Source organism: Microcoleus sp. Z1_B2, assembly GCF_036700325.1.
Classification (GTDB): Bacteria; Cyanobacteriota; Cyanobacteriia; order Cyanobacteriales; family Microcoleaceae; genus Microcoleus.
In genome coordinates, this window is record NZ_JAUBOQ010000068.1 from 1 (window position 1) to 20,364 (window position 20,364).

A 20,364-nucleotide genomic window follows, 5' to 3' on the forward strand; every position below is an offset into this window, starting at 1 on the left:
ATTCGAGGAAATATTGATTAAATTGTGGAAAATTAAAGCTTTTGAGAAAGTGACGACGGTAGGTTTTTTCGCTCAAATAACTATAACGACTGAGATTCGTGAAGTTGACCAAACCAAAGGACCAGCAAAATAGTTGAGAATAAAGTGATTAAAAACTTCTTTTGGGGTTGACTAATTCCTGGCAGTTGTTGTAAGATGGATTCAATAATCTTCATAAGGCAATCTGTTGAGCTTGTGTGTTTTTATAGCTTAACCTAAAAGAGTGCCTTTTTTTCTGTTTATTTTGGGTTCAGATAGCACTCAGTTTTTTCGCTTCTGTGCTTTATTGCGTAAGCATCCCTATTTAAAAACTGTCCGGAGTATTGCAAGTTTATAGTTTTGCTTAAATATTGAAAACAAATCAGTTGATGTTAAATTTTAATTACTATTTGAATCAAAATTTTTTAAGTATAAATTTAATTGTAGTCAACAACAAATGCAGATATATGAATGGTTATATAGCAATCCTAAATGATTGGTGTAATTCTTGTAGGGGCAAACCCCCCGTGGTTGCCCCGATGCAGGTTGGGGTAGGCACGGGGAGTAGGGGTAGCACTACCCCTACATATTTTTACAAATGATGCGAGGATTGCTATATCTTTGAATAAATGAGATTATTTCGATTTAAATTATTGTTTTGTAAAAAGCTGGCTAGACTGGTCATAAGTCGCGACCGAAACACTCTTTTCTTGATTCAAAGCTAGGTCTTAACCCTTAGTCTATCGATTTTAGATTTTAGATTTTAGATTTTAGATTTTAGATTTTAGATTGAAGCATGGACCCCACGGATAAATTCGGGGGCAAGTTTATCGGATAAGCTGTCGCGCATTTAAATTGTAGGTTCAGGGCGGGCGGGACGCTAGGGCCCCTACTCCCCACAATAGTTTGATTATTTTTTGACATACAATTTAAATGCCGCAACAGCTTACAGGTTTTTTATTTCTCCACGGATGAATCCGGGGGCTTGTATCCTGGATGCTTTCGGTCATGAGACAGTTTGCGAGCTTCCCGCTATGAAACTCTAGGTCTCCGGTTACTACGACAGGATAAGGATTTTCAAGTGTCAAAATCGGGATCGTTACCAGTTTTTTTCAGGGAAATAACTCCTCGACAATTTCGACATTCACTGCCAATATATTGGCAAAGCGTGACCACGAATTTCAAAGGTGGTATCAAGCCCCCGGATTTATCCGTGGAATCAATCCAAAATCGAAAATCGAAAATCCTCAAGAAAGAGCATTTATCTCGCGCAAGTCAATTCTTTAATCTAAAATCTAAAATCTAAAATCGATTGACTCCCAAAAATTATCGTGACTATCAGCAGATTTCGATCTCGCCATTGAGTTCTGTTGAGAGCAAATTCTACATATTTTTTAGTTTTTAAGGTTAATTATGAACTGTTTCTCCGTTGTGCTATATTAAATCTTTGGTCTCTAAATTCAGACTTTAAAGCCGCTTGGGTTATAGGAAACCACAGCCACTGCGTCGAAAGCTGGGGGAGATTAAGAAATAGCTGGAGACTTCGGACGCGACTATTGTATTGAATCGGTTGTGGAAAAATGTTAGCTCATCTCGATCATCGGAGTTGTCGATGGCTTTGAAGCATCTGAACTAAGAGTTATAAGATGGGTGGTTGACTCTCGCTCAAGTGGATGCTTAATAACTTTTGGTATAATGTCTTTAGCATTTTTTGTGGGGTCGTTCCAAAAGTCACCCGCTTTTTTATGACTTCTCCATTATCTCAAACAATTGCCCCCTCTGGGTTTTCCCTCGGTTCTCACCTCTCAGGCTTGGGATAGGAAATTATTTGTTTATGAATCAAATTAAACGTGTTGTCATAGTGGGAGGAACCCACGGAAACGAACTCACAGGAATTTACCTCGTGAAGAAATTCGATCGCGCGCCAGAGTTAATGGGGCGATCGACTTTTGAAACTATCACCCTGCTAGCCAATCCCAAAGCTTGCGAAATCGGGACACGCTACATCGATATCGACCTCAACCGCTGCTTTAGAAAGCAAGATTTAGAAAATCCCCATCTCTCCAGCTATGAAGCCCAGCGGGCGAAAGAAATCTACGGCATTTTTAGCTCAAAAAACACACATCATCCCAACGTAATTATCGATTTGCACAGCACCACATCCAACATGGGGCTAACATTTATTCTCGCCAGCCATCATCCATTTAACCTGCAACTAGCAGCTTATTTAACCTCTGTGTATCCCCGCATCAAGGTACTCACTTCTACAACCAAGAATCATGATAGTCCTGTGCTGCGATCGCTTTCGGAATTAGGCGGGACGCTGGAAGTTGGTGCAGTGCCACAAAGCGTATTAGATGCGTCTTTATTTCAGGAAACTGAGCAAGTTGTCGGTACGATATTAGACTGCGTAGAAGCCTACAATCAAGGCACAGTGCCTGCGGTCAAGAATCCCCTGACTATTTATCACACCATTGGGGCGATCGACTATCCCAGAAACGAGAACAGAGAAATTCAGGCAATGATTCATCCTCATCTGCAATCCAGAGATTATCAAGCCCTAAATCCCGGCGAACCGATGTTTTTGACCTTTGATGGTAAGTCGGTCTTGTATGAAGGTAAATCAACCGTATATCCCATTTTCATTAACGAGGCTGCTTACTACGAAAAAGGAATTGCCATGTGTTTTACCCAGAAGCAAATAGTCAGTTTTGAGTAGAAAATTTCAAATTATTCTTGATTTTTTTCCTGTGACAAAAACTCCTCTTTAGAAGCCCTAGTAAAAGAACGCAAGTCCTTCCATATTTCCAAAGTGATAATACAGGTAATTAGCCACACCAAACCAGCAGTATAACCAGCAATAACATCGGTAGGCCAATGAACTCCTAGGTAAAGCCGGCTCAAACCAATAGCAGCAATTAAGACAACTGTCAAACTGTAAATCGACCAGCGCTGCTTGGGAAATCGTACACCCAAAAAATATCCTAGCAAACCGTAAATAACCATTGAAATCATTGCATGACCGCTAGGAAAACTGTAAAATGTGACATTAACAACACGCTCCCAAAGTTGAGGTCGATCGCGGGCAAAAAGTTTTTTTAATAGTAAATTTAAACCGATGGCTCCACCAGCCGCGAGCGCAATAGTTGCAGCTTCCGAGCGGTGATTGCGCGCTAGCAAAACAATACCCAACGTCAGACAAATCACTAGCAGCAAATTCGGCTCTCCCAAAAAGGTAAAGCCCAGCATTATTTGATCGCGCAAGGGAGTGTGCAATTGCCTCAGAGCGAGTAAAATAGAGGTATCGAAAGCGTAACTTTCTTTTTCCAACACGTCTTCGGCAATGGTGGCAAATCCCCACATCGCCAAAGCCGCAACCGCAAGCCCGGCCAGCCGAATTATCGAAATGAGCGATCGAATTTTAGAACCCATTCTTGAACTAATTAAAATTTTAAAATTTCTAACTCAAAATAATACAACAAAGATAGGAAACGAAAACGCCTTACCCATCGTCTAGATTCTTGAGCAACTCTATTCTGAATGATTAATTGATTTTTCACTACCCACCTCAGCTTTTACATCCAATCGGCGAATGACTATACTCTCCACAAAATACATTTCTGCAATTTTGTTGACCTTGGGGTTGACAAGTCTTTCTAGCTGTGCTACTAACAGCGGAGTAAGTGCCCCGATCGCCGAAGCCAACACGATCGCCCAGCGTCTCGTTTCTTCCGCAGTCGCCCAAAAGCCCAACAACCCGCAATTCGGTCAGCCGATCGACTGTACCCTCGGCAAAGACTGTTTTGTATTGCTGTATTTCGATCGAGAACCCGGCCCCACCGCCGTCGATTTTGGCTGCGGGCGCCAAACCTACGACGGCCACGACGGCACAGATTTTGCCATTCCCGATGCCAAAGCAATGGCAAAAGGAGTTCCAGTTATTGCCTCCGCAGCAGGCAAAGTTTTGCGAGCACGAGATGGTGTGGTCGATCGGCGTTTACAAAACGATACAGAAAAAGCCAATCTCGCAGGCACAGAATGCGGCAACGGCATGGTAATTGACCACGGCGGTGGTTGGGAAGCCCAATACTGCCACCTCCGCCAAGGCAGCGTTGCCGTCAAACCGGGTACGCAGGTAGAAAAAGGCACTGTTTTGGGCATGGTGGGAAACTCTGGGATGGCATCTTTCCCCCACGTACACGTAACTTATCGCTATCAAGGCAAAGCCGTAGATCCCTTTGTCGGACCCGACGCGAAGGTAGGCTGCAACATCGCCCGCAATCCAATTTGGGACAAGCCTCTAGACTATATTTCCACAGGTTTAATTAGGGCTGGTTTTGCCAATAAGCCGCCCGATATCAACGCTGTCTGGGAAGGACAATTTTCCGAAACTCAACTCCCTGTAAACAGTCCAGCTTTGTTGTTTTGGGTGCAAAGTTACGGAGTGCTCAAGGGCGATCGGGAACAATACAAATTATTTGCACCCAACGGCACAACCATCGCCGATCAGACCAATGAAATTAAAGCCCCCAGCCGTACTTGGTTGGGTTATGTCGGCAAAAGAAACAGTACAAATTCTCCTCTGATTCCGGGAGTTTGGCGGGCCGAATACCGGTTGATGCGAGGCGATCGAGTTTTGACAGAAGTCAAGCGAGAAGTTGAGTTGCGTTAGTCCGTTGACTGTTGACTGTTGACTGTTGACTGTTGTCACTAGGGAAAAGTAAAAAATATTAAAAATAGGACATTCTTCCGAAGATTATTTCAGCAGCCAGCCAAATAATTCTCCGACACTCAACCGCAGTTCGCTAGCGAAGGACGGCACAGGTAGCAGCATTTCGGGTTCATCAAATACTGCTGTCTGTTGCTGGGGAACATAAACAAAAACGCATTGTTCGTCGGGATCGATCAGCCAGCCCATTTGAGTTTGATGATTTAAGCAGTGCAGAATATTTTTAGTAACTTTAGTTTGACTTTGGTCAGGCGACAAAATCTCAATTGTCCAATCAGGAGCTATGGGAAAGACATTAGCAATTTCGCCGTTATCATCGGCGGGAATTCTGTTCCAGACAAATACTGAAACATCAGGCACTGTTGACCTTCCGCCAAAGGTACACCGGAGTTCAGGAAATGCTCGTGCAACTTTTTTTGGTTTTAATATAGTGTTAATGAAAATAATTAGTTCACATTGAGTCGCACTGTGTTTCCCTTGTGGCATTGGCTTCTGAATAATTTGATTATCAATGTATTCGCTGGCCGGTTTGGTTTCGGGTAGTTGGAGAAACTCTTCTAAAGTTAAGGATTTTAATCTTGTTTGTACCATTTTAAGTTCACCTCTAATGAAGTAGATCTTTTAGCAGCAGTCTAGTAATCAGGCAAATTGTTCCAAGCTTGAGCCACAATGTCGCTCAGCCATAGCCTCTGAGCAAAATCGAGCAGATTGTCGTCGGCTAGTACCTCAGCCTTCAATTCATCCAAAGACTGAGATCGCGATCGAGCTATTTGAATCACACCCGCGATCGCCGACGCCACCAATTCTTCATTCAGCGGCTGCTGCCGCAAAGCAATCATTTCTTGAGGATTCGTAGGAATGGGATAATTCATAGGAGTGCATACCGAAGGGAGTAGATGTTCAGCCGCTGTGGGGCTTCCGGCGAATCAGCTAAAAATCTGAGAACACTGTAAACTTATTTAAAACTAAATAAGTATTCGGGAGTATAGCCTACTTTGCTCCCTTGTCAACTCCCCCATCTTTATTAATTTATTCAGAATTGAGAGCCTAATCATGCAAGAAATTCTTTATCTAGAAGTTCCGACACCGGATACAGCAGCAGTCTGCACTTGGTTGCAGCACGAATTCGATCCCGGAATGGGAGAAAAAATTATTACTGCTGACGGCTTTCGCCTGCTTTCACCAGCCACAACAGCCGAGGTTCAGAAGTCTGGAACTCAAAATGCCAATCCAAAACCCGCCTTGGCTGACACCAATTCAGGAAACCAAAATTGGCGATCGACAGAACTTTCCACCTTTGTCTGGTCACTGCAACGCACCACTTATTTAAAAGTCTTTCGTCTAGAAGAGGCGCCTGCGGGAGAAAAAAAGTTCCTGGAAGCTCTGAATCTTGCTGTAAGAAACAAGTTTCCCGATCGCTACCGGGAACCCCCTGTCATAGACCTCTCCAAGCAGTCAATTTTTGAGGCTCTTGCCCCCTATTACCCCTTGACCGTCAAATACTTCCAAAAAATGCCTAATGGCGAATATGACCTCAAGCGCGTCTACTGGTGGGAACAGCGTTGGCGCGAAGGCACTCGCAATCCTCAAACGCCAAAACAAGTAGTGTTTTTGAAGGAAGAGGGTTCGGCAACGGATTCTGTAACGGATTTAACGGATGTAACCGATGTTAAGAAGAAGGTAAAAAGTACAGTTTCGGTGTCTGATTCTGGCGATACTTTTTACGACTTAATTTATATTGGCGGGGCCTTGGGAGTGATTCACGCCGCAGTCATGGCGAGATTGGGCTACCGGGTGCTGCTAGTTGAGCGAATGCCTTTCGGGCGGATGAATCGCGAGTGGAATATTTCGCGGGACGAAATTCAAAGCTTAATTGATTTGGGTTTATTTACTGCTGCAGAAATCGAAACTTTGATTGCCAGAGAATACAAAGATGGCTACAACAAGTTTTTTGATGCTAACAATCCGTTCGTGGCTAAAGCGCCTGTTCTGCACACACCAAAGGTACTCAATGTAGCTTTGGACGGAGAGAAATTGCTGAATTTAGCGGGAGTTAAGCTAACAGAAGCTGGTGGAGAAATCTGGGACGAAACTGAGTTTATCAGAGCAGATGTTGAAGCAGAAAAAGTAGTAGTTCAGGGCCGCCACTTGCCGACAAAAGCCGATCGCACTGCATTAGGACGGCTGCTGGTGGATGCAATGGGGTCGGCTTCTCCCATCGCTTGGCAATTGAACGAAGGGCGGACTTTTGACAGCGTTTGTCCGACAGTGGGAGCAGTCATCGACGGAGGATTTGAGCCGGGAATATGGGATTCCGATTACGGGGATGTACTCCACACTCACGGGGACATTTCCCGCGGACGCCAGCTCATTTGGGAGTTGTTTCCCGGCGCCGGCACAGAACTGACAGTTTATCTATTTCACTACCACCAAGTACATCCAGAGAATCCCGGTTCTTTGCTGGAAATGTACGAAGATTTTTTCGCAATTTTGCCGGAATACCGCCGCTGCGATGTCGATAAATTGGTTTGGAAAAAACCGACCTTTGGTTATATTCCTGGGCATTTTAGCAGCAACAGCAGCGATCGCTCCGTGGCGATCGATCGCCTAGTCTCGATCGGCGACGCAGCATCCTTGCAATCTCCCCTCGTTTTCACAGGCTTCGGCTCTCTTGTCCGCAATCTTTTCCGCTTAACAGACCTGTTGGATACAGCATTAAAGCACAATTTGTTGACGGCAAATCACTTAAACCAAATTCGCGCCTACCAGAGCAATATTTCAGTAACTTGGCTATTTTCTAAAGGCATGATGGTTCCTACCGGCAGCAGTTTGCCACCCCAAAGAATTAATTCAATGCTCAATACCTTTTTCGGTATTTTGGCAGCACAAAAACTCGCCGTCGCCGAAACTTTTATTAAAGATAGAACCGACTGGCTAACTTTCAATCGACTGGCGATCGAAGCAGCCGGAAAAAACCCTTCTCTCCTTTTGTGGATTTTAGATTTTGTCACCTTGGGGGATATTTGGCGCTGGCTGGGAAGTTACTTGAATTTTACTCTGCTGGCTTTGGCCAGTTTGCTATTCGGATGGCTTCCCAGTTTCGCCCGCAGGGTACAACCTTGGTTGGAACCCCGGTATCCGGGTGTTTGGCTGTGGCTGTTGGCTACCAGCTATGCTCTCACCTATGGCATGGGAAAGGGGAGAAAAGAGTGTTGAGTTTTGACTTTTAACTCAAAACTAGCAACTTCAGTTCGCTATCGAAAACTCGGCAATTCAATTTCAGCTAGCGATCGACGTTTTTTAGAAGCCCGCAGCGGACTGGCAATCAAACTCAGCCAGTCTGGTTGGGCGACTGCTGTAGGTTTTGCCACACTCGATCGCACTTCTTGAATGCCAAAGGTTTCAACAGAGTTCAAAATTTGAAAAGCCCTAGCCAATTCTTGAGCCTCCTCTTTGGTAGCAGTTTCCGGTTCAGACTCAGCCATCGGTAGTTCAGGTTCCGCAACCGGTTCGGCCAACTCAGGTGCCGGCTCATCAGGTTGGTAGGTTTCGCTCTTGTGCAATTGAATGCCGGATACTTCGGCTAATTTGTTGAGTTCTAGAGGGGCTGGGGATTCAGGCTCGATCGCCTCAACAGCAGCAGCTACCTCTGGAAGCTCTTCTGATTCCGACCAAGGTTGGACAGGGGAAGCGTTGAAGGCTGGCGGCACCGGCATCTGAGAGCTTTTGACCGCCGCGAGCAAAGATTCTAATTGTGCGCTGGCGGTGTCGAGATTATTGTCAGGCGGCTCCATCCTTGGCGACTTTACCTGCGGCCTGTCCAAACTTCTTTCCAAGGCAGCTTTGAATTGCAGAGTGTGGCGCTGCTGGCGCTGCAAGCGGGCTCGCAATTCCCTGCAAATATTTTCTGTGGCTACTAACTGGTGTAACTGTTCGTTGTAGCGCTGCACAGTAGACGCACATTCTCGCTCAACAGTCGCTAGCCTGACTTGGCTGGTTGCCAACTGATTTCTTAAACTTTCGACTAAAATTTCTTGACTTTGGAGGGTTTGATGGGAAACTTCCACTTTGCCAAACAGCCGCGTCAATTGTTCTTGAGCATTTTCGAGTTCTGCAGTCCGCTGTTCTAGCAAAGTTTCGCGATTCTGCAAGGTTTTTTGGGACTCTTCGAGAGCTGTTTCTAGCTGGGCGATGCGCTGTAAAAGGTCGCGGTTGCATTCGTGCAGCGCTTGCATAAGGGTGACTGGGGTCGATCCTTTGCCCTTGGCCTGTTCGGCATTCCCAAGCATATTTTTTAGATTGTCTGAAATCGGGGGCGAGCCCGCCTCAGTCGGCTGTGTCGGAGATTGCGAATTTTTTGTTTCCGGTTTTGTGGGAATTGCATCTACGCTGATGGCGTTGGGAAAATCTACTGTTTGCCAGTCTTCTTCTGGCTGTTGGGGAACGGTTGCGGGAGTGTCTGTCTCATCGGGGGCGATCGGCTCAAAACCCCCAGTAGCAGCAAAATCTGAATGCAATGGTTCGGTATCGGATGGAACAGCAGGGTGCGGTTGGTGCTGATGGGCTCGAAGATCAGCTTCTGACATGGCTTTTTATCCCAATACTCACAGGGTCTCAGATACAGTCTATCCTTAGAGATTCTACAGAAGGAAGCCCCTAAGTGATAGTTTTGGCATTTTTCCGGTTTTTTCGGACAATAACCTCTGAATCGAGTGGCGCGATCGAACTACAACCAGAACTCACATTCAGGCGTAAGATGCGCCTGTAAGTTTTTCGCCCAGAGTCCTATCAAAATAATTTTTCCCGATCTCTAACGCACTGTTTCGGCATCCGGGCGATCCCTAAGCTTTAACAACTGCACAATGTTTGTCAATAATTGCTGGAACTTCTGCCGGTGCAATGCGGCTGTAGCGAGTTTTGTCCGGCATCACCACTATATTTGGGCCGGCTTTACACTGTTTGAGACATCCGGTTCCCTGTACTGTCACTTTGTCTTCTAAACCGCGCGCATTCAAAGCATTTTCTAAAGCTTTACAGACTCCTCCAGCGCCCCGCTTCTGGCAGTCTGATTTTTGACATACTAATATTTTGGTTTGGGTTTTTGCCGGAGCTTTTACAGTTTGAGCTGCTGTGGGAGAGGTTACTTGGGTTTTGCCGATCGCGCGATCGTCCGATGTCAATAACCCAATAGGTACATTGGTGGAGTCAAGGTGTTCGTGCGATCGATCATTTTGACCTTGAGCCAGCTTGAGGCTGCGAGCTTTAAGTTTTATTTTACCGTTTTTCAAATTGAGTTCTTTCTCACCTACAACTTGAACTCTCAACCCCGGTGTCAAAATAGGCGACAGAAATGACCGCAATTCCTTGCAAAGTTTAACAAGATATTCTACTCCGCGATCGCTACTAATTCGCAAATATTTAAGTTTACAGCCATCTTCAATAATCAGGCCGAGGATTTCTCCCTCTAAACTGAATTCAGAAACTTGCTTGCCAGACTTATACATTGTTATAACTCCTTTAAATCCGTTACATCCGTTACATCTTCTACATTGCTCGTTGCCGAACTTCCTTCTACCTTTAGCCCCTTTGCCAGCAGTATTCCAGCCACTGCACCAGTTCGTACCGAGGGGCACTGACTTGCCTCAACACGCTCATTAACTGAGCCGCTTGTTTAACAGTGTTGACTTTTGCCCGCAAAGGTTGGTCAACCGCACACCAGCAGGGAATTTCTAGTTCTTGCAAGCGTTTGTAAACTTGCCACCTATCTAGCCAACTAACTTGCACAATGTCACAAACTTCTAATTCTGGATCTGCTGGATTCATTTTTTAACAACAGTAATAATTTGCATTAATTTTTACCCTGACTGGTAGCGGGTAGAAGTTAAAAGCCAGATTTCAGCAGAACATCAAGGATTATCAAAAGCCCTTCCTGAAAAATTCTGCCTTTTGCCTTCTGCCTTCTGCCTTCAGAAGGTTCGCCCCCTTTTCAGGAAGCGTTCAGAACGAGGATCTTGTTCAAGCATAACCCAACTGCTAATAATTCTCAATAGGTTTACAAAAAAAAATTCCTACTCTATAAAATCTTCTACTATTGAGGCAGACTCTGCTTGACTGGTAAATTTACGGTGCTAGACTGACTCTATTGGCAACAAAACTGCCTATTGAGAGGAGAACACACATGGCTGAGACTCAGAGTGCATTAAGACCGTTTGGCCACATAGCCGAAAACCCAGTTCTACTGGAACATTCAGTCACAGCACCGATTTGTGAAGGAATGAACGCGCTGCTGGCCAGTTTTCAGGCTCTATACCTGCAATATCAAAAACATCATTTTGTGGTGGAAGGGGCAGAATTCTACTCCTTGCACAAATTCTTTGAAGAAAGCTACGGAGAAGCTCAAGATAGCGTCCACGAGTTGGGCGAACGGTTAAACGGGTTGGGCGGCATACCAGCAGCTAGCTTTAGCAAGTTAGCTGAGTTGTGCTGTTTCGAGCCTGAAGCCGACGGCGTATATTCCTGCCGCCAAATGCTCGAACACGATTTAATTGCGGAGCAAGCTATCCTCGGTTTGCTGCGCCGTCAAGCAGGACAAGCAGAAAGTTTGGGCGATCGAGCTACGCGCTACCTCTACGAAAAAATCCTGCTAAAAACAGAAGAGCGGGCTTATCACATTTCCCACTTCCTCGCCCCCGATACCTTAGTGCAGTTGAACTTGAACTAACAATTCTTCTTCTCCCTCTTCCTTAGCACACGTGGCACCGGCGTCTCGCCTGTGAATTTTGACAGTTCATTATCTTAGATCGAAAAAAAAGCGAGCAGTTTTGTGACTGCCCGCTTTTTTATACAAAGTGCGTTTATCCGCAGGGAATTAAGGCGCTAAAGCATTCCCGCGCAACAGACTACCAATGGTTTTCGCGGTAATCTTCATCTGCACGAAAGGATTAGCGGGTACCACTGTTTTATACAAGTAACTATCGAATGTGAGTTTCTGCACATCGCGATCGGCACACATTTCCACAAAAGCTTCGCGGGTAGCGTCGGAACGGTAGAACACGCGCTGCAAAATGTCAAGAACTTTGTAAGTAATGCCGTAGGCTTTATCCCACCGCTTCAGGTAAATCTTAATTTCCTCTTCAGTCGGAATGCGCGCGCCTTTATTGGAAATCTCCACAATAGTTTCGGCGCACATCCGGCCAGACTTGGCGGCAAAATAGATACCTTCGCCAGAAGACTTGGTAACGTAACCTGCAGCATCGCCTACGAGAGCAACTCGGCCGACAACCCGGCGGGGACGCGGATGTTCCGGGATGGGGTGAGCTTCCACTTTAATAATCTCACCGCCCATCAGTTTTTTGGCAGCGCGGGCGCGGATGCCTGCTTGCAGCTTTTTGATACTGGCTTGATTGACTTTCATCGTGCCGGTGCCGACGGCTACGTGGTCGTATTTGGGGAACACCCAAGCGTAGAAGTCGGTAGATACGTCATCGCCGACGTACATTTCGGCTAAGTCGTGGTAGTAAGCCATTTTATCTTCCGGCAGGCGGATGCGCTCTTGGAAGGCGATCGCATAATTGTAGTCGCCAGCGTCGATCGCCTTTGCTACGCGGGAGTTGGCGCCGTCAGCCCCGATTACCAAATCCACCTTCAGAGTTTTCTGAATTCCCATTGCACTGCCGTCGGAGTGGTCGGCATAGTGGAGAGTATAGGGGTCTGTATTATTGCCGGGAATTTCTAATTTGTGAACGGTGCCGTTAATTAGTTTTGCACCCAAGGAAGCGGCGCGATCGCGCATGAAGCCATCGAGCACTTCGCGGCGGCACATACCGATGTATTCGTGGGCGTTTTCAATATTGATGTCCACCTCGACGTTGGAGGGGGAGATCATTTTCATTTTTCTGACTTGGCGGTCAATAATACTTTGCGGCAAGTCAAATTCGCTGACCATGCACAGGGGAATCGCCCCACCGCAGGGTTTGGCGTTGTCTAATTTACGCTCGAATAGGTATGTTTCGATGCCTGCTTTTACCAATGTTTCGGCGGCGGAAGAACCCGCAGGGCCTGAACCTACTACTGCAACCCTTAGTGTCAAAGCTTTTCTCTCCAGTTTTTTTCTATAGGCATTACTCAGGTGTGATGGTATCACGGAGTTTGGATGCGGTGGGGTGAAGCAGGGGAGATTTCAATGAAATGAAACAGAGCTTAACAGTTCGATACGAAAATCGGGTTTCCGGCAGTAGGTGCGATCGAATATCTTAAATCTTTCAGTGTAGATGAAGGTGGATGGACGGTGATGTGCGATCGAACATTTTGCACCCTCCGTCAAACCACTGTAGGGGCGGGTTCGCCAACCATCAGTGCCTAAAACTAATAATCTCGTAAACCCGCCCCGACCTCGCCGATCGCGGTTAATCAACCGGACTTGATATGATGTTCGATCGGGATACTCGGTGAGAACTGAGATGTTGCACCAATGTCAATTGGGGGTTTTTAGTGGGGTGGGGCGGGTTTATTTTAATTGTTGGTGAGAGTTAGAGATGGTTGGTGAACCCGCCCCTACTTTACCCGAATGGTGCAACATTTTACTTAGAAGCAGTCCAATAAGTTACATTAAAGTTACTTGCAGTTATATCTAAAATTCTTATGCTCGGTAATTTTCAACAAAGCAACCTGCGGATTGAGCTTGAAGCTTCCGAAACAGCGATTAGAGACAGCTTGTTGCGTCCGAGTCAATTGCAGCAGTGGCTGTGGCCGCAGCAGTTGTCTAGCGGTTTGCCAGAAGAATTTGCTCAAGGTTTGACCTTTACAAGTTGGCTAGGCCCCGTGGCAGTTCAGCATCACGTTGATATTGTTGAGCACAATTGTCTGCGGCTGTTATTGAGTCAGGGAATTGACGGATTTCACGAGTGGTATTGGGGCGATGGTTGGGTGCAGTCTCGGTTGGAAGGAGTTTCGCTGCTGCCTCTGAATTTGGGGCAAACTGCTAGTTTACTTCGGCTGCGGGAGTTTGTAGCCGGGAAGGGTAAGCGGAAGTAGATCAATGACTCTCCAAAATCATGAGAACAAAGTCTGGTAAGCTGTGGAGCATTTAAACCAGTAACGAGGCTAGTAGGGTGCGTCAGCTAGAACCCTTACGCTGAAACGGAAAACCTTAGATGCTGACGCACCTTACGCAAGCCCTTTAAATGCCGAACAGCTTAGTCCTGCATACCAACGAAAAATCCTAAACATTTTTAGGGGTAAAGAAACTTTGTAATCATGGATAAAATACCAGAAGATACTCACATGATTGGATATCTTTATAGATAGATGAAAACAAAGTCTTTCTTGCCAAACGAGATATCCTTTGCTGAAGGGTGTTATTGAATCTTTCCATATCAGAAGTTTTGCCAGTATCTTCCCCCAGAGATTTGTGTCGCTGGGGATTTTTTTTTGAGCCTGCCCAAAAATCTGTATAATAGACGGCACATTGTCTGTCCACTACTGGGAGGGAATCCCAAAAACCTTTAGCACCCATTTCAACTCGACTTCCTATATACACCCCTAGAATTTCTTTGCTTAAGGCATCAATTGGCCCGCTCTTTCCAGTGCTTGTTCCCCTTATTTCCTAAAAACGACTACATTTCATCACATTGGATCGTTAGCTTGCCTGGTTTTTTTGACTTTACTTGAACTTTCCGGGGGACTCATGCTAATTGTTGAAAAACAAGTATTGGAACCAGCGGGGGGACACCCTCGTGAATTTGACAATCGCCACTCAAGATATTTTTTCTAATAAAAGCCGATCGCTCAATTTTTTGTTTCTTCTGAAATCCTTTGATGTCTGGGGTTTTAAACAAACTGCCTGTGACAATATATACATTCAAAATTTTGCTTAGCGCTGGGGGTGGGACAATTTTTAACGATGTTTGGATAACCGAAACGGTGACAATTCATGGAGTTGAGAATTAACAAGGCTTAGGTACGTCGCATGATAACTCCTTACCCTTACTATGCCAGACAACCTGAAAGCCACTTCGCTGCCGAAAAACTAAGAGTGTGTTATAAAAACATAATTTGTTCCTTTCTAAAGCGCTATTCTCGATACAACGAACCCGGTGTGTTTTGACTTCGCGTTAATTATTACAAGAAAAATAAATATGCTCTCCATTCCAGGCATTGCCGTCCAGAAGCTGCTTTACGAAAGTGCTAACTCTCTGGTTTACCGGGCCCTTCGGGAAGCGGATCGCCAACCGCTCATCCTCAAACTTCTCAAAGAGAGCTACCCGACACCTCAAGAATTGCTACGCTACCGCACCGAATACCGTATCACCCGAGAGCTGAAAGAGGCGGGAGTCGTGCAAGTTTATGACTTGCAAAAATACCAAAACAGCCTGGTGATTTTTGTGGAGGACTTTGGCGGGGAATCCTTGAAAATATGGATGCAGCAGCGAAAGTTTAGCCTCAAGGAATTTCTGCAAATTGCGATCGCTGCCACTGAAACTTTAGGGCAAATTCACAGCACCAATATTATACACAAAGATATTAACCCTTCTAATATAGTATTCAATCCAGCGACCGGACAGCTCAAAATTATCGACTTTGGCATTTCCACTCAGCTAACGCGAGAAATGCCAACCCTGAAAAACCCCAACATTTTAGAAGGAACCCTCGCTTACATCTCGCCGGAACAAACTGGTAGGATGAATCGCTCTATCGATTACCGCACTGACTTTTACTCACTCGGTGTCACCTTCTACGAATTGCTGACAGGAAAACTCCCTTTTGAAACAGAAGACGCTTTAGAGCTAGTTCACTGCCACATTGCCAGACAACCAGTTTCCCCGCACGAAATCGATCCACAAATTCCCCTAATTCTCTCGCAAATTGTCAGCAAGCTGATGGCAAAAAATGCGGAAAATCGCTATCAAACTGCATTGGGTCTTAAGCAGGACTTAGAAATCTGTCTGGTTCAATTACAAGAAACCGATAGCATAGAAGAATTTGACTTGGGAACGCTGGATCTTACAGACCATTTCCTGATTCCCGAAAAGTTATACGGCAGAGAAACTGAAGTTGATAATTTATTAAAAGCCTTTGAAAGAGTTCGTAATGCTAGTGCCGAAATGATGCTAGTAGCTGGCTTTTCTGGGATTGGTAAAACCGCAGTAGTTAATGAAGTTCACAAGCCGATCGCCCGACAGCGTGGCTATTTTATCAAAGGCAAATACGACCAATTTCAACGCAATATTCCCTTTAGTGCATTTGTGCAAGCATTTCGGGAATTGATGGGGCAATTATTATCAGAAAGTGACGCTCAGTTACACAGATGGAAAACCATGATTCTCACCGCAGTAGGCGAGAGTGGGCAAGTCTTGATTGACGTAATTCCTGAATTAGAACACATCATTGGCGCTCAACCTCCTGCACTAGAATTGTCCGGGAGTGCCGCCCAAAATCGCTTCAATCTGCTGATGCAGAAATTTGTGCAAGTATTTACCACCGCCGAACATCCCTTAGTGATGTTTCTGGACGATTTGCAGTGGGCAGATTCCGCATCTTTGAAGTTATTACAACTGTTGATGGAAGATACGGGCCATCTGTTAGTATTGGGTGCTTATCGGGATAATGAGGTATCACCGGCTCATCCGTTTATGTTGACTGTGGATGAGATTGTGAAGTCTGGGGCAGTGGTGAATACGATTACCCTGCAACCGTTGAGTTTAGCAGATCTAAATCAGTTGGTAGCAGATACGCTGATTTGCGATTTATCTTTAGCCGGGCCCCTGACAGAATTGGTTTATCAAAAAACTCAAGGAAATCCATTTTTCTCGACTCAATTCCTCAAAGCGTTGCATGAAGATGGTCAAATTATTTTTAACCCTCCTCAATCCCCCACCCCCCTTTCATCCCCCCTTACCAAGGGGGGACAGAGGGGGGTACAAGGGGGGTGGCAGTGCGATATTAATCAAGTTAAATTTGCCGACGCCTCGGATGTGGTGGAGTTTATGGCGGCGCAATTGCAAAAGTTGCCTGCCGAAACTCAGGATGCCCTCAAACTGGCGGCTTGCATTGGGGCGCAGTTTGATTTAGAGACATTGGCAATAGTCAGCGAAGAATTACCAGAACAAACGGAATCAACGCTGTGGAAAGCCTTGCAAGAAGGACTCATTTTAGTGCTTTCAGAAGGCTATAACTTCATTCAAGCAGATGCTCAATCCCCAAATCAGTCTGTTGCTAATCCCACTTATAAGTTTCTGCACGATCGCGTCCAGCAAGCGGCTTATTCATTGATTCCCGACGAGCAAAAACAAGCCACTCATCTGAAAATAGGACAGTTAGTGCTACAAAGTTCTTCTGAGATAGAAATCGAAGAAAAAATATTTGATATTGTGGGGCATTTAAATCAAGGAATTGAGTTAATCAATCAATTAAGTGAACGCTCAGCCTTAGCCCTACTCAACTTAGAAGCTGGACGTAAAGCTAGAAATTCTACCGCCTACGCTGCGGCTAATATCTATCTACAAACGGGAATTGAGTTACTGACAGCAAACTGCTGGCAAAGTCAATATGAATTGGCGCTAAATCTTTATGTTGCTGCTGCTGAAATTGCCTATTTGAATGGTGACTTTGATGGTATGGAACAGATGGCAGCACTGGTTTTGCAAGAAGCTCAAACAATTTTAGATCGAGTTAAAATTTACGAAATTAAAATTGCCGCTCAGACAGCTCAGAGCAAGGTGTTAGAAACGATCGCAGTAGCAAGAGAGGCACTCTTACAATTGGGGATTGAACTCCCTGCCGAACCTGATGAAGCCAAGATTGGCAAAGCGCTACAAGCCCTTGCGGCTCTCCTCGGCGGCAGAAAGATTGAGGAATTGGTTGATCTACCTGTGATGACAAATCCACAGACTCAGGCAGCTATGCAATTGTCTGGTATGTTGTTTCCACCCATTTTCCAGGGAATGCCCGGTTTGCTGCCCCTGCTGAGCTCCACGATGGTGAGTTTATCACTCTCCTTTGGAAATGCGCCCCCATCGACGGTGGGTTATGCGATGCACGGGATGGTTTTCTGTGCCTTTTTACAAGAGGTGGAAACGGGCTATGGCTTTGGGCAATTGGCACTTTCATTGCTGGATAGGTTGAATGTACCCGAATTAAAGTCCACAGTTCTACTTTTGTTTGGTGGCTGGATTCAGCATCGCCAAGAATCTCTTTTGGCAACGATACCGACGCTGAAAGAGGGCTATAGGTTTGGTATGGAAACCGGCGACTTTGTAGATGCTGGCTACAACATATATATTTGCTTTTATACTCATTTATTCGCTGGTGTAGAACTAGACACTTGGGAACAAGAAATAGCAGGTTACAGGGCTGTCATGGCGCAGTTGAAACAATATTCTGCTCAGATTTATTTGGATATGATTCAGCAGACGGTGCAAAACTTGAGGGACACCCATACTCGGCCGGATTTGTTAATAGGCTCTGCCTACGATGAAACGGTGATGATTCCCAAGCACTATCAGGATAATGAATTTACGGCGATCGCCTGTGCCTGCATCTTCAAACTGCTGCTTGCTTACTGCTATGGCAATTATACGGCTGCCCTAGACCATATTTCCCAAGTCAAACAGTATTTGATGGGAGTATCTGGATCGGCTTTTGTTCCCATTTTTCATTTTTATGCTGCCCTGACGCACCTGGCACTTTTTCCCACACAGCCAGCAATTGAGCAAACTGAAATTCTTGGCTTAGTGGAAACCCATCAAAGCACGCTGCAACAGTGGGCGCAAAATGCTCCGATGAATTATCTGCATAAATGGTATTTAGTGGAAGCAGAACGCTATCGAGTTTTGGGCAATAAAGCTGAGGCGATTGAAATGTACGATCGCGCAATTTCGGGAGCCAAAGAAAACAAATATGTTAATGACGAAGCCCTGGCCAACGAACTAGCAGCCAAATTCTACTCGGAATGGGGCAAAACAAAAGTTGCTCAAGCCTACATATTTGAGGCGTATTATTGTTATGTTGAATGGGGAGCCACTGCTAAGGTAACGGATTTAGAAACGCGATATCCTCACTTATTCGCGGTAACTCAACCGGGAAGGAAAAACACTCAAACTACCGTAGCAATGACAACGACTGGTTCGGGAAATCACCTAGATATTGCCGCAGTCATGAAGGCTTCTCAGGCGATTTCTGGAGAAATTATGCTAGATAAGCTACTGTCTAGCTTGATGAAAATTTTGATGGAAAATGCAGGGGCGCAACGAGGCTATCTAATTTTGTTAAGCCAGGGACAACTGTTCATTGAAGCTGAAGGAACCATCAATGACGAACTCGTCACTGTGTTGCAGTCAATCCCCGTTGAAACCTGTCAAGAACTTTCTTCCGCAATTGTCAATTATGTGAGTCGCACTCAAGAAAGCGTGGTACTAGATGATGCTGCGCGATCGGGACAATTTACCAACGACGCCCACATCCGAAAGCATCAGCCCAAATCAATTTTATGTGTGCCACTGATTAACCAATCTCAAATCATTAGTATTGTTTACTTAGAAAATAATCTGACAGCGGGAGCTTTTACCCCTGAAAGAGTGGAACTATTAAAAGTATTATCTGGACAAGCAGCTATCTCGATTCAAAATTCTAAGCTTTATACAGAAGTACGCGAAAATGAAAGCAGGCTGGCTCAACTCAACAAAGCTTATGAGCGATTTATTCCCCATCAATTCCTCCAGTTTTTAGAGAAATCAAGCATTATTGATGTGGAATTGGGCGACCAAGTGCAGTTAGAAATGTCGGTGTTGTTTTCCGACATTCGCGACTTCACCACGCTTTCGGAAACTATGACGCCGGAGGATAATTTCAAATTTATAAATTCTTATCTTTCTCGCATGGAACCAGTCATTAATGAAAATCACGGGTTTATCGACAAATATATTGGCGATGCGATTATGGCGCTGTTTAGCGGCGAGGCGGATAATGCGGTGAAAGCGGGAATTGCTATGCTGCACCGTCTCGCTGAATACACTCAAAACCGCGCTAATTCGGGCTATGCGCCGATTCAGATTGGGATTGGGATTAATACGGGTTCTTTGATGCTGGGAACTGTGGGAGGACCAAATCGCATGGACGGGACGGTCATCAGCGATGCGGTGAATTTAGCTTCTCGTGTGGAAAGTTTGACAAAAAATTATGGGGTGTCGCTGTTAATTACGCAGCCCACTTATGGGCGCCTGAAAAATCCTTCCCAGTACGCAATCCGCACTCTCGATACGGTAAAAGTCAAGGGAAAATCTGAAGCTGTGACGATTTATGAGGTGTTTGATGCAGATTCACCAGAAATTAAACAGGCGAAGTTAGCTACGCTGGAATTGTTTGCAGAAGCTAGGGCACTTTACTCGGAAGGGAAGTTATTTGAAGCGGCGCGACTGTTTTCCGAGTGTTGGCGTCAGAATCAGGGCGATCGCGTTGCTAAAATTTACTGGGAACGCTGTGAGTCTGCATTGTTGACTCGCACAAAAATCAAAGACAGGCTACACAATTTACATTAAGCGGTTGCTATACCTGAAAATTACACCAAAAGTGCGATCGACTGTTGAGACACTCTACAAACTAGGCGATCGCGATCGGGGCTA

The 20,364-nt window shown here is 45.4% G+C and carries 13 protein-coding genes and 2 pseudogenes; 6 read left to right on the forward strand and 9 right to left on the reverse strand.

Going from position 1 to position 20,364, the window contains the following annotated elements; genetic code table 11:
- Window positions 1-1,324: 1,324 nt before the first annotated feature.
- Window positions 1,325-1,726 (reverse strand): annotated as a pseudogene (locus tag QT984_RS27305) (IS4 family transposase); the annotation flags it as partial.
- Between the two features lie 126 nt (window positions 1,727-1,852).
- Here QT984_RS27305 and QT984_RS27310 point away from each other — a divergent pair.
- Window positions 1,853-2,737: an aspartoacylase gene (locus QT984_RS27310; protein WP_333375351.1), complete on the forward strand. Its 885-nt coding sequence runs from the start codon at window positions 1,853-1,855 to the stop codon at window positions 2,735-2,737.
- Between the two features lie 11 nt (window positions 2,738-2,748).
- On the opposite strand, the gene QT984_RS27315 is transcribed toward QT984_RS27310, so the two are convergent.
- Window positions 2,749-3,450 carry a phosphatase PAP2 family protein gene (locus QT984_RS27315; protein ID WP_333375354.1) on the reverse strand — a complete coding sequence of 234 codons (702 nt, stop codon included), beginning with the start codon at window positions 3,448-3,450 and terminating at the stop codon, window positions 2,749-2,751.
- A 160-nt stretch (window positions 3,451-3,610) separates the two neighbouring features.
- On the opposite strand from QT984_RS27315, the gene QT984_RS27320 reads away from it, so the two are divergent.
- Window positions 3,611-4,690 carry a M23 family metallopeptidase gene (locus tag QT984_RS27320; protein WP_333057699.1) on the forward strand — a complete coding sequence of 360 codons (1,080 nt, stop codon included), beginning with the start codon at window positions 3,611-3,613 and terminating at the stop codon, window positions 4,688-4,690.
- Between the two features lie 84 nt (window positions 4,691-4,774).
- Here QT984_RS27320 and QT984_RS27325 read toward each other — a convergent pair whose 3' ends face one another.
- Window positions 4,775-5,338, reverse strand: coding sequence for a Uma2 family endonuclease (locus tag QT984_RS27325; protein ID WP_333057701.1), 564 nt, complete (start codon window positions 5,336-5,338; stop codon window positions 4,775-4,777).
- A gap of 41 nt (window positions 5,339-5,379) precedes the next feature.
- Window positions 5,380-5,619 carry a hypothetical protein gene (locus QT984_RS27330; RefSeq protein ID WP_333057703.1) on the reverse strand — a complete coding sequence of 80 codons (240 nt, stop codon included), beginning with the start codon at window positions 5,617-5,619 and terminating at the stop codon, window positions 5,380-5,382.
- A gap of 181 nt (window positions 5,620-5,800) precedes the next feature.
- Between QT984_RS27330 and QT984_RS27335 the strand changes: the two genes are divergently transcribed.
- Window positions 5,801-7,963 (forward strand): flavin-dependent dehydrogenase, encoded by a 2,163-nt coding sequence (locus QT984_RS27335; RefSeq protein ID WP_333057705.1) that lies wholly within the window; start codon window positions 5,801-5,803, stop codon window positions 7,961-7,963.
- Between the two features lie 38 nt (window positions 7,964-8,001).
- On the opposite strand, the gene QT984_RS27340 is transcribed toward QT984_RS27335, so the two are convergent.
- The 3 genes from QT984_RS27340 to QT984_RS27350 all read right to left on the reverse strand — a co-directional run bounded on the left by QT984_RS27340 (window position 8,002) and on the right by QT984_RS27350 (window position 10,570).
- On the reverse strand, window positions 8,002-9,333 hold the full coding sequence (locus QT984_RS27340; RefSeq protein WP_333057707.1) for a hypothetical protein: 1,332 nt from the start codon (window positions 9,331-9,333) through the stop codon (window positions 8,002-8,004).
- A gap of 255 nt (window positions 9,334-9,588) precedes the next feature.
- Window positions 9,589-10,251 (reverse strand): (2Fe-2S) ferredoxin domain-containing protein, encoded by a 663-nt coding sequence (locus tag QT984_RS27345; protein ID WP_333057708.1) that lies wholly within the window; start codon window positions 10,249-10,251, stop codon window positions 9,589-9,591.
- Between the two features lie 73 nt (window positions 10,252-10,324).
- On the reverse strand, window positions 10,325-10,570 hold the full coding sequence (locus QT984_RS27350) for an Asr1405/Asl0597 family protein (RefSeq protein ID WP_333057709.1): 246 nt from the start codon (window positions 10,568-10,570) through the stop codon (window positions 10,325-10,327).
- 355 nt (window positions 10,571-10,925) lie between these two features.
- Here QT984_RS27350 and QT984_RS27355 point away from each other — a divergent pair, with 355 nt between their 5' ends.
- Window positions 10,926-11,468 (forward strand): Dps family protein, encoded by a 543-nt coding sequence (locus QT984_RS27355; RefSeq protein ID WP_006632871.1) that lies wholly within the window; start codon window positions 10,926-10,928, stop codon window positions 11,466-11,468.
- Between the two features lie 147 nt (window positions 11,469-11,615).
- On the opposite strand, the gene chlP is transcribed toward QT984_RS27355, so the two are convergent.
- The gene (gene chlP, locus QT984_RS27360) at window positions 11,616-12,836 is read right to left on the reverse strand and encodes a geranylgeranyl reductase (RefSeq protein ID WP_333057710.1); all 1,221 of its coding nucleotides are present in this window, start codon (window positions 12,834-12,836) and stop codon (window positions 11,616-11,618) included.
- A 551-nt stretch (window positions 12,837-13,387) separates the two neighbouring features.
- Here chlP and QT984_RS27365 point away from each other — a divergent pair.
- The gene (locus QT984_RS27365) at window positions 13,388-13,780 is read left to right on the forward strand and encodes a hypothetical protein (protein ID WP_333057711.1); all 393 of its coding nucleotides are present in this window, start codon (window positions 13,388-13,390) and stop codon (window positions 13,778-13,780) included.
- Window positions 13,781-13,984: 204 nt separating this feature from the next.
- On the opposite strand, the pseudogene QT984_RS27370 reads toward QT984_RS27365, so the two are convergent.
- A pseudogene (locus QT984_RS27370) lies at window positions 13,985-14,680 on the reverse strand (IS1 family transposase); the annotation flags it as partial.
- Window positions 14,681-14,883: 203 nt separating this feature from the next.
- Here QT984_RS27370 and QT984_RS27375 point away from each other — a divergent pair.
- The gene (locus QT984_RS27375) at window positions 14,884-20,280 is read left to right on the forward strand and encodes an AAA family ATPase (protein WP_333375358.1); all 5,397 of its coding nucleotides are present in this window, start codon (window positions 14,884-14,886) and stop codon (window positions 20,278-20,280) included.
- Window positions 20,281-20,364: the final 84 nt, after the last annotated feature.

Coding starts and splice junctions, on each gene's coding strand:
- QT984_RS27310 (WP_333375351.1), top strand. CDS start 1,853: ATGAATCAAATTAAACGTGTTGTCATAGTGGGAGGAACCCACGGAAAC.
- QT984_RS27315 (WP_333375354.1), bottom strand. CDS start 3,450: ATGGGTTCTAAAATTCGATCGCTCATTTCGATAATTCGGCTGGCCGGG.
- QT984_RS27320 (WP_333057699.1), top strand. CDS start 3,611: ATGACTATACTCTCCACAAAATACATTTCTGCAATTTTGTTGACCTTG.
- QT984_RS27325 (WP_333057701.1), bottom strand. CDS start 5,338: ATGGTACAAACAAGATTAAAATCCTTAACTTTAGAAGAGTTTCTCCAA.
- QT984_RS27330 (WP_333057703.1), bottom strand. CDS start 5,619: ATGAATTATCCCATTCCTACGAATCCTCAAGAAATGATTGCTTTGCGG.
- QT984_RS27335 (WP_333057705.1), top strand. CDS start 5,801: ATGCAAGAAATTCTTTATCTAGAAGTTCCGACACCGGATACAGCAGCA.
- QT984_RS27340 (WP_333057707.1), bottom strand. CDS start 9,333: ATGTCAGAAGCTGATCTTCGAGCCCATCAGCACCAACCGCACCCTGCT.
- QT984_RS27345 (WP_333057708.1), bottom strand. CDS start 10,251: ATGTATAAGTCTGGCAAGCAAGTTTCTGAATTCAGTTTAGAGGGAGAA.
- QT984_RS27350 (WP_333057709.1), bottom strand. CDS start 10,570: ATGAATCCAGCAGATCCAGAATTAGAAGTTTGTGACATTGTGCAAGTT.
- QT984_RS27355 (WP_006632871.1), top strand. CDS start 10,926: ATGGCTGAGACTCAGAGTGCATTAAGACCGTTTGGCCACATAGCCGAA.
- QT984_RS27365 (WP_333057711.1), top strand. CDS start 13,388: ATGCTCGGTAATTTTCAACAAAGCAACCTGCGGATTGAGCTTGAAGCT.
- QT984_RS27375 (WP_333375358.1), top strand. CDS start 14,884: ATGCTCTCCATTCCAGGCATTGCCGTCCAGAAGCTGCTTTACGAAAGT.